4 protein-coding genes and 1 pseudogene are annotated in these 11,544 nt (G+C 45.8%); all 5 read left to right on the forward strand.

The annotated features are described in order from the left end of the window. Positions 1-31 precede the first annotated feature (31 nt). Positions 32-2,191, forward strand: coding sequence for a hypothetical protein (locus N8A86_RS17440; RefSeq protein WP_273566534.1), 2,160 nt, complete (start codon positions 32-34; stop codon positions 2,189-2,191). Positions 2,192-2,229: 38 nt separating this feature from the next. Next, positions 2,230-3,522: a hypothetical protein gene (locus N8A86_RS17445; RefSeq protein ID WP_273566535.1), complete on the forward strand. Its 1,293-nt coding sequence runs from the start codon at positions 2,230-2,232 to the stop codon at positions 3,520-3,522. After that, positions 3,519-8,822: a T9SS type B sorting domain-containing protein gene (locus N8A86_RS17450; RefSeq protein WP_273566536.1), complete on the forward strand. Its 5,304-nt coding sequence runs from the start codon at positions 3,519-3,521 to the stop codon at positions 8,820-8,822. The genes N8A86_RS17445 and N8A86_RS17450 overlap by 4 nt, the downstream gene beginning before the upstream one ends. Positions 8,823-9,148: 326 nt before the next feature. Then, positions 9,149-9,877, forward strand: a complete 729-nt coding sequence (locus N8A86_RS17455; protein ID WP_273566537.1) for a carboxylesterase family protein — start codon at positions 9,149-9,151, stop codon at positions 9,875-9,877. A 198-nt stretch (positions 9,878-10,075) separates the two neighbouring features. Continuing rightward, positions 10,076-11,415, forward strand: a pseudogene (locus N8A86_RS17460) (sulfatase family protein). Positions 11,416-11,544 lie beyond the last annotated feature (129 nt).

Below are 11,544 nucleotides of genomic sequence, written 5' to 3' on the forward strand. Positions count from 1 at the left end.
TCTGCATATTCTTGCAAATTCGACTTAACCTATGCTCCCAAAAAAACCACGGCATCTTCTGTATGCCCTACTATTGATCGCAATATCGGTAGCTAGTACTTCAGCCATAGCGAATACCCGGGTCTACGAATTCATAGCCGAGATTACCACGGTACTTGAAGAAAAATCCAAAACGATTTTAGCGGATACCGAAACCGATGCAAATGCCGCACCATCCATAGAAGTCAATTCGAAAGGTTCAAGTGCCAATGCGCCCATTGCAGCCATGTTCGCCACCCCGATACAGGACTACGATGATGTAGCTACCTGTACGAATAACGGATTTACCATCGCCCGATTTATTTTATGTGGAGATTCCGATAACAGAACCATTACCGTAGCAGGGAATGCCTCATATACACTATACGAACTTACAGGTAGTACACCGGATACCAATGCTGAGTGTCCTGATACCATTCTAGGGAATTATACTTCCATTTACACGGGTACGAGCTATAACTTATTGGCGACAAGCGTTCCCCAAGCTACTGGTGCAGAATATTTTTTGCAAGTAGGAGGTACAGGTCCAAGATATTATTTCGAGGTAATAAAAAGTACCATTACCCAGACCTTTGTAAAACAAGACTTTGTCTGCAACAACCCCGGAAGAATAGAAATTACGGGATTACCCAACAGCTACCAGTTTCAGATTCAAAAAGATGGCGGTGGTTTTGGGCCTTATCAGGCTTCCTCTATTTTTTCAAACTTGCAGCCAGGTTTTTATACGGTTCGGGCACGATTGAATATTTCAGGTCAGGTTTGTGAATATCTATACGATGTCATTGAAATACAGGATATTGATATACAGATCGATGTTACCTTTACCAATCCCACTTGTGCCGGCGAAACCGGTAGTGTTACCGCCACGGTCAACCCGAGCATTCCTGGGCCTTATGAATTTACCTTACTTGATGATAACGGGGCACCTGTTGCTTTTACGGCACCGATATCGAGCAATACCTTTACTTTCGCAAATGTCAGTGAGGGTACATACGCGGTTAAAGTAGAAACGCCATCCTGTTTCGAAGATATTCCCAATGGTATTCCTGCTCCGATACAATATAATGATACGGGAGGCAATCCGATAACGGTAGGTACTGGCCTGAATCCGATTACGGTAACGACAACGACCAATGGAATGAGTTTTGGTTGCGCCACCATATCTAGTGTAGATATAGATGTAACCCCTTCAGGAGGCTCGGGAACCTATAGCTATACCGTGACCGGTGGTGGTAGTGGTACCTCTGGAGGCAACTTCACCGGAACGAGCTCCTATACGGTACCTGGTCCGGGAACCTATACTTTTTTTATTACGGATACCTCGGGATGTACTGCAGAAAAATCGGAGTATGTCGCTGTATTGGACCCGCCTGACGTTACGGCCGGACCTATAATAGGGACTTGTACCAACGGAGGTGGAAAAGTGGAATTCACGGTCAACGATCCGAGGGGCTTCAATTTGGAATTTCGGGCGACAAACAATGCGGGCGATCCTTGGACGACATCACCAATTATTCCGGTTGCAGATGCTACCTATAATATTGTTGAGGTTCGTTATTCCCAAGGAGCTTTTAGCTGTGTTTTGGCATTACCGCCCGTTACCGTTACTTCGGCAGGGGGTCTCAGCGGAAGTGCAAGTCTGACCAACGATTACACCTGTGCCGCAGGCGGGGCGACCATCGATTTTACAACGGCAAGCGGTGGTTCCGGCACTGGATATGAATATAGCGTTCTGTCGGGAGTCTTTCAATCGGGTACTAACTTTACCGGTATCGCCCCGGGCACCTATATTCCACAGATTAGGGATGATGCGGGCTGTCTTCAAAACCTGGCTCCAATAACGGTTTCTGCTCCTGTACCACCTACTTCAATAGATTTTGCACAAGATCAATTGGACTGTGCCGCTGGCACCAGTCGTGTAACTATTAACGTATTACCCGCCAGTTTCACGGTAGCACAATACCGTGCCATAAGTTCGAACCCTGTGACCGTTTTGCCCCCTTCGAATAGCACTGGTGTCTTTGCTGGACTTAGCTTGGATACGTCTTACCAGTTTGAGATAGAAGATGCAGACGGTTGTATATATCCAGCAAGCTTTACAACAGGTGGATTCAGCACAATTAGAGCCCAGGTAAAATCAGGGGGGATTTAAAGGTATGCCCCACGGCAACGGATGGTTCCGGGGCCTTCTTGGTCGACGGTTATGCTACGGATTATGATTATACGATTACCTATACTCCAACAGTAGGTGCGCCCGTAACTCATTCTTCGGGCACGGGATCCACCAATTTTGAAATTGCCATTTCGGGGCTAGGTGCTGGAAACTATGAAATTTCGGTAACCGACAACGATACCAATTGTATTTCTACTGCTTCTTTTGACGTGGTTGAACCTACCACGGCCTTAAGTGTGACCGCGAATGTGACCGATATGAGCTGTCAGAACGGGAATGTCGGTCGGGTACAAGCTACAGGCTTGGATGGTTTTGGAGGATATCGATATGAATTACAGTGGCCTTCGCCCCCTGGAACGCTACAGGGACCTAAAACAGGCCGTACGTTCAGCAACCTAACCGCTGAGGGTGAATATATTCTTTACGTTATCGATTCCGAAGGATGTAGGGCCGAAACTAGGTTTACACTGACAAGTGTTACGGCGCCGACCATTGCTTTGGATACTGCCGATTACTGTTATTCCGCAACAAATGATGGAGAAATTACGGTAACCTCAACAGCAGGTACCGCTGCCTTGGCAACGCACCAATATCGAATGAACGGTGGTATTTTACAAACTCCGGGTACTGCGGGAACGTTTACCTTTTCGAATCTGGTTCCGGGAAATTATAATATTGAGGTAGTCGATGGTTCCAATTGTTCGGCTACGCTTCCTACCATAACGATTCCGCCACAGATCCAAATTACCTTGGACGTCAATAGTGAAATTCCCTGTGGAGGCGATGGAGAAATGGAAATATCTATCAATGGTGGCGATATATCCAATTTGGCCGCTACTTCCTATACGATAGAATATGAATCGGCGACCCCGCCTAGTCCGTATACGCCAATAGTCGGACATACGGGAGTACCCTTGCCTTCGGGCACTTTTCAGTACACCGTACCTTTTGGTAACGATGGAAATTATAGGGTAACGGTAACCGATAGTAATGGCTGTACGAACATTTCTGCACCCATTACATTTATTGAACCTACGAACATATTGGCCAACCATACCATAGTTGGCCCAAGTTGTGGTGACCCCAATAGTGGTTTTGTTGAAATTAGCCCGGTGGTTTCTTCCGGAATACCTCCTTTTGAAGTGGTTTTTGCTCCCGCACCGACGCCCGGTGTTTTGGTGGCCGATCCGAACACTCCGGATCCGACATTTACCTATTCTTTTTCGTCACAGACGATTTATTCAGGTCTGGCCGCAGGATTCTATGAGTATGTGGTCAAGGATTCTAGAAATTGTGTTACCTCCCCGTGACAAGGATTGAAGTGATTACGGATCCTATTCCTGCGGTTGACGCTAGCATTACCCCTATCGATGCGACCTGTTCGGCAGGCGATCTTTCTGGCGGGGTAACCATCAATCCTATGGTTTCGCCGGGGGTTCCGAATTATACCATTGTTATCGAGGATAACTTTGGAAATCCCTTTGTGACGCAAAATAATGTGGCTCCGGGTGATTTGCCGTTGAATATTACGGACCCTAGTTTGATTCCCGGAAATTATCAAGTTATCGTTATCGATTCTAGGGGCTGTGTCGATCAAGAACCTTTTGTAATCGGTACAACCAATTTGGATATTATACCAGATATTCCTCCTGCTCCATTGGTATGTGCTCCAGGGGGTACCACATTTTGTGTTGATATCGTAAACGGTACCGGTCCTTATGAAATTCGTTTGGTTACTGATCCGCCATCCGTTTGGGAAACTCCAAATAATACTCCCACAAGACATTGTTTTAGCGGCTTGTTGTTCGGTGTTTCTTATACCATAGAGGTTAGAGACACTGCCACCGGATGTACCTATCAAGAAGTAATAACGTTACCCGATGGTCCAGGTGTCACGGCAAACTTGACTATCGATAGTGCAAATTGTTACAATGGTGATGTGGGTCTTGAATACACGATTACGGCAGGAACCGGACCCTACAATGTGATTATCACAAACCTTGATATGGGTGTCGAAGAACTGAATTTAACAAATTCTGCAGTAACGAACGCAACGATTCCGGTACCGGCAGGTCGTTATGGGATATCCGTAGAAGATACCTCTACAGATTGTACTGGCGGAGATGAGACTGAGGCGGTACTCAATTTGCCAAGGGTCGATATTATCAGTAACGAAAATGCCAATTGTAACGAATTAGGCCAGTTGACCGTTCGCGGTAGTGGCGGAAATCCGTTTACCACTGGAAGTCCATATCTATATGCCTATATGCCCGCAGGAACCCCACCAACTCCCGGGGATTTTACGGATGCTACCACAGTGGCCCTGCCCGGAGCATTGGCGCCCGGTATCGAATATGACATTTGGGTATTGGATGACGATAACTGTACGTATAACATTACGGCGGCGGTTATTCAGTTAAATCCCGATTTACCGGCACCGATAATCAGCGTGAACAATCAGTGTGATGTAACCCCACCGCCATTGGGATGGGATATAACGATAGAAATGCCCGGCAATATCGATACCCCAACGTTCACATTGAACGGAGTTACCCAAACCCCGGCCTATACGCCCGGTGTTCAGACCCAGGCCACCTTTAATGTCGGCAGTGTTGGTCAGTATCCCGTATATGTTATCGATGCGAATGGTTGTGATGTAGATGCTATTGCCGAAGTATTCCAGGTATTGTCCGCATCCGGAGATTTCAGTACCGAACCCAATTGTGAGAATGCCGATGGGATAATAAACATTATGGCCAATGGGGGTAGTGGAGACTTCTCCTATTTCCTAACCGGATTAGACTTTTTAGGGAATCCGGTTAGTATTGATTTATTGAATGAGGATGACAATGTCGATTTCCCGAATATCCCTCCTGGGGATTACCAAGTTGTCATACGAGACAACCAAGTGACCAATGGGGTGAGCAATTGTGAAACAATTGTAGACAATATTTTTAGGGAGACACCGACACAACCGGTTATCGATGATCCCGGAAAAAGCGATGTTTCTTGTAACGGTCTGAATGATGGAAGTATTGGAGTCTCTTTGGTAGTAGATCCGGTACCTGCCAATAACCCGACCATCAAAGAATATAATCTATATAGTAGTGATTTGGCATCAATGCCAGCCAATTACGATATCGCAACTCGAATCGCAACAGACCCTTCTGGTGGATTCTCAGGGCTAGCCCCTGGCACCTATGTGGTGGAGGTAGTGACCGATAGAAATTGTTTTGATCGAGAGGAAGTGACTATCGTTGATCCACCGGTATTCGGAATCGAAGTGAGTGCGGATCCATTGTTGTGTAATCCGAATTCGAATCAATACAGTACCACTTGGGTCAGGGCTTCCATAGCGAATTCCGGAGCTGATATTGGTAACGGTGCGCCTTACGGCTATAAGATCAATGTGGCGGATAGTTATCAGGCCAGTCCCGATTTCTTAATCGTGGATACGGGTTCCGACCAAATAATAACCGTCTACGCTATCGATGCCAATGGTTGTGAATCAAGTGATACGGTCACGGTTTTGGCCCCAAATGATGTAATGGCCACGATTACTCAAGTAAGAGCTATGGATTGCGAGCTACCGGAACGTATTCGTATCACGGTAACAGGTTCTGGCAACTTTATCGTAGAAGATCAAGGTTCTTCCGTGGCAGCAGTTGCTTCAGTTCCGGGAACGAGTGTGGTCGAATTTGATCTTCCACAGGTATCAGGTGAATATCGCCTTCAAATCAATGATGTAGGTGGTTGTACGTATCCTTTAGAGCCTTATACGGTCATAGAACCTGTATTGCCGACAGTCACCATTAGCCAAAATGAACCTGTAGGTTGTTTTGGTGCGACAGATGGTATTTTGAATATCGAAGTGAACAATTTAGTCGGTACGGCCTATGAATATTGGGTTTATGATTCCAGCGACCCTGGATTTACTGGAGGTGCTTTCGGAAGCCCGGTTGCCGGGAATTCTACAGGATCCTTGGATACGGCTACCGATGGTAACCCAGCGACCATTACCGGTCTGCCGGGTGGTACCCTGCGAGTTGTCATTCGACAACAAGGGAAAACGGTTTTGGCCTGTGACGTCTATAGCAATGTATCGACCATACAAATCCCTAATGGTCAATTGCTCGTAACTGCTTTTGATGAAGTGGGTCGTGTGGGCTGTGATGACAATCTCGGCGAATTGGTCGTAACCTCCCAAGGTGGTTGGGACGGCTTGCCTTATGAATATATGTTGGAATATGATGATGGTAGTGGCTTTGCCCCACATCCGACTTATGGAGATTTTGCTACCAATGGTACTAATGACCGGTTTACGGGATTATCAAGTGGTGTTTACCGCGTTACCGTTCAAGATAGCGAAGGTTGTACTCATTCGATGACGCAGACCTTGGCACCCGTTCCACCGATTCAGGCCGATGCCATTATTACCCGAGAACTGGAATGTCCACAAGGAAACGATGCGGTTATTGTGGCCGTTGAACCAGGAACGACAGTTCCTGGCGCTATCGGAGGTGTGCCCGGTGCTGGATATCAGTACCGTCTTGTAAAATTGGATCCGAACAATCCTGACCCAAGCGTTCCGGCGAATATTATTTCAAGTACCGGACTTCAAAGTAGTCCTGAGTTTGTTGGAACGGCAGGTACCGGAGTTATTTCGGGCGGATGGTATGCAGTTGAAATTGTATCGACATTGAATTGTCAAGCCTTTACAACTCCTGTAGAGGTTATTCCTCCGCCACCTATCGCTCCGGCATTGATTCAGACTTCGGTACCGGCTTGTGGTAATGATGCTACCATGATGATACGCGTAAATAATCCTCAGGGAGGAACCTACGAATACAGTGTCAACAATTCCGGTGGCCCTTGGTTCCCGATAGATGAAGTCGATGCCAATGGTTTGCCCGTCAAAACAGGAATTATAGGTGTTGTAGGTAGTTCTTATCGTTATGAAGTACGCAAGGTGGGTAGCTTGAGCTCTTGTTTGGCTAGAAAAACCAACGGAATTACAATAACCGACGCTGATCCTTTATTCTTAGATCCCGCTTCACCGACCTTTAGTGAATCGTGTGCAGGCGAGATAGATGGGCGTATTGAGGCTCAAGCACAAGGAGGTACGGGAATCTATGAATTCCGTATCTATGATTATGATCCGGGATCGGATGCTTTCGCAGCGGAATCGATGGCTACCTATGATAATAGGCCCATGCAGGATTTTGGAACCTTTGAAAACTTGGACTCTGGCGATTATTGGATATCGGTCATTAGTCGTCAAAATTGCGGTGAGGTAGCGGGACCGTTCACTATTACACCTGCAGACCTTGTATCCATTGGTTTTAGTGCCACTCCGACCTCTTGTTTTGATACGGCCGATGGTACCATTACAATGAACGTAACCACGCCTAGTGCCGGATTGGTTCAATTTTCCATCGAACCGAATCTCAGCGAGTTCTTTTCTGATCCAGCGAATCCGGAGACGTATACCTTTACCGAATTGGAAGGGAATAGATCATACACGGTTTTGGCACAAGATGAAGAAGGCTGTCCACAGACCTTCGATATTTATGTTGGCGCACCCACCGAGGTTCAAATTACCGACGTGCAAACGACTCCCGAAACCTGTATCGGTTTTGATGATGGTACGGCACAATTGACGGTAATCGGGGGAACACCGTTCATCGATTCGGTCACTTCGGCTGAATATTATGAGACAAAATTAATTGGCCCCGACTCCGATGGTAGTGAAATTTTCGAACCGAACTTGAATATGGAATTCTTGACCTTGGCCGGTGGGCAGAGCTATCTCGTATTTGTCCGGGACGCCAATGGTTGTGAGACCTTTGCTGAATTCACCATTGAAATGGGCGTTAATCTTGATGCTGAACCTATTGTTCAATATGGGTGTGAGGGAATCTTCCCGAGCAGTACCGTAACCGTTCAAATGGCCGATGCTAGCATACTGCCAGATCTTTTGTTCGCCTTGGACCCCATAGACCCAACGGATGCGGTTACGGCCTTGGCCGACGCCACGTATACTTGGGGCGATTTGCCCGCCGGGGACCATACCGTATATATCTACCATATCAACGGATGTACCAATATGGTCGAATTTACGATGGAAAGCTATGATCCCTTGACTTTAAGCGGTGAGAAAACCGGGGCCAACGAAATTACCGTGATGGCAGAAGGCGGATACGGGGATTATGAATTCTTCTTTCAAGGGGAATCCATGGGTAGTGAGACCGTATATACGACCAATGAAAGTGGTAACGTAACCGTTCAAGTTATCGATTCCATGGAATGTGTTGCCGCGATTACCTTTCCGTTCGAGTTTACGGGTATGTTGGAAATACCGAATTTCTTCTCACCCAATGGGGATGGAGATAATGAACTATGGTACCCGGAGAATAGACAATTCTTTCCGAATATCGAAGTGAAGATCTATGACCGATACGGTCGTGTCGTTGCCGAGTTGGACCAAGTCTCTAAATGGGACGGTCGATACGAAGGAGAAGAGCTGCCTACAGGAGATTACTGGTACGTTGTCAACGCCAATGATAAGAGCAAACAGCGATATGTAGGGCATTTTACCCTGTATCGCTGAGAATAGATAAATTTTTGAATTATTTTAACGGGTGCCCAATGGGCACCCGTTTTTTTTTGCTCCTCCCTTTAGATAAAGGGAGGTGGATTCGCTTTAGCGGAGACGGAGGGATTGACCCGCAAACTAGCTCACGCACAGCTATTCCACCCAAATTCAACACTAGCTCGCGCTCTGGAATCCCTCCATCCCCACAAGTGGGGCCACCTCCTTTTGGAAAAGGGAGGGGCCTTCGCGACCATCCTTCACGTAATAAAACGTAAAGGAATATTTAGGATAAGAATACGTGTATTATGCGCTTTTCATTATCTTCCATTTTAATTTGAACAATGAAACATCAGGTATTTTATTTCTTCTTCATTTTTCTTCTGCAAAGTTGTGCGGCTCAGTCGAAATCACAGTTGATAGATGCTCAATTAAAGACGGTTACTACCGAGACCTTTGATTATTATTTATACTATCCTGAGGAATACCAATCGAACGAAGACGAAAAATTTCCATTACTGTTGTTTCTACATGGTGGGGGTGAATCAGGTGATAGTCTTGTTGCCATAAAACGAAATGGCCCTCCAAAACTGATTACCCAAGGCAAAAAGTTTCCGTTTCTTGTTTTGGCGCCTCAAAATCCGCATAAAAAAAAGTGGTGGAACACTACTGCGTTAATACAATTGTTAGATACCATAGTGGCGAACAATAGGGTCGATCCTCAAAGGATATATTTAACAGGTCTTAGCAGGGGAGGAGGCGCAGCCTGGGAACTTGCCGTTCAGTATCCCGAAAAATTTGCGGCCTTGGCCGTAGTCTGTGGCATGACCCCTCTACCTTATGCCGCATGGATCGATAAAGAAATGCCCATCTGGGTCTTTCACGGAGAGGAAGATGAATCGATACCCATTTCAGAGTCTGAAACCATGGTAGATCGATTGAAGTCGATGGGCTACGATGTTCGTTTTACGAGATACCCCGGGGTAGGACATAATTCGTGGGTAAGAGCCTATAACAACGAAGAATTGTACGAATGGCTCGTTGCGCAGAAACGAAACGAAAAGAATAATTAGTATTTTTAGATCAAACCAAACGCTAAAGATGACATGAAAAGATATAGACTTTTAGGTTTTATTTGTATTTCCTTATTGTTGATGGCCCATGTTCATGCTGAAGGAAAATCAGAGGTAATTGGCAATTCAACCAAAAAGACCAAGAAAAAGCTCCGTAATGTGATATTCATACTGACCGACGACCATCGGTACGACTATATGGGTTTTACGGGAAAAGTTCCTTGGTTGGAAACCCCGAATATGGACCGACTTGCTGCCGAAGGCGCATATTTGCCAAATACTTTTGTGACTACCTCACTTTGCTCCCCGAGCAGGGCATCCATATTGACGGGACAATTTTCACATTCACACACCATTGTAGACAATCAAGCACCAGACCCCGGCAATCTCACGTATTTTCCGCAGTACTTGGAAAAAGCAGGTTATCAAACCGGGTTTTTTGGAAAATGGCACATGGGAGATCACGGTGATGAACCACAGCCCGGTTTTACCCATTGGGAGAGTTTTCCGGGTCAGGGGGTTTATTATAATCCAACGCTCAACATCAACGGTAATAGGGTTGCATACAAAGATTCAACCTATATCACAGATCTGTTGACCGAACATGCCATCGATTGGTTGGACAAAAGGGATAAGAAAAAGCCTTTTTTCTTTATCTATCACACAAAGCTGTACATGCCGGTTTTCAACCTGCCAAGCGTCATAAAGGTAGGTACAAGGGAAATAAAATAGAATTACCCCCAACATATGGGCAGACACTTACGGGTGAATATAGAGATTTAAAATGGCCGCAATGGGTTGCCGATCAACGTGTCAGCTGGCATGGTGTTGATTATATGTACCACGATTTTAAAGACCTGCATAGCATGGTGGTCGATTATTGTGAAACGTTACTCGGGGTCGATGAAAGTGTAGGGAGCGTGATGGATTATCTTAAGAAAGAAGGTTTAGACGAGTCGACCTTAGTCATTTATATGGGCGATAACGGATTCAGTTGGGGCGAACACGGACTTATCGATAAGCGCCATTTTTACGAAGAATCTGTCAAAGTACCTCTGTTGGTTCGCTGTCCGGAATTGTTCGAAGGTGGTAAGAAACCGACCGAGATGGTACAAAATATTGATATAGGACCGACCGTTTTGGCCGAAGCAGGGGTGAAGCAGCCCGAAAACATGCCCGGGGTTTCCTTTATTCCCATTCTGACGGGAGATGCCGATGCCCCAACTAGAAAAGAAGTGTTTTACGAATATTATTGGGAATACGATTTTCCGATGACGCCCACCGTTTTCGGAATGCGTACGGATAAATATAAGTACATTAAATATCAGGGTATTTGGGACCGTAACGAGCTTTACGATTTGCAAAAAGACCCCGATGAGATGTACAATCTCATTGCGGATCCCGATAAACAGGACATTGCAAAATCGATGTCAGCTGCAATCTATGATTGGTTGGAATCCTCTAAGGGTATGAATATTCCTTTAAAGCGAACCGTTAAATATCGTTTTGGGGATTATAAACATGCCAATGAACATTGATTTGTTCAGAGCCTGTTTAGGGTTTTGTCGATTATTTTTTTATGCCCCTTTTTCCACCCTTCTTCGTTAAAATTTTAGCCCGTAGCTAAGGCTATGCCCGAAAATTTTGCCTAAAAGGTCGAAAAAATG

It is taken from the genome of Maribacter halichondriae, from assembly GCF_027474825.1.
Lineage (GTDB): Bacteria > Bacteroidota > Bacteroidia > Flavobacteriales > Flavobacteriaceae > Meishania > Meishania halichondriae.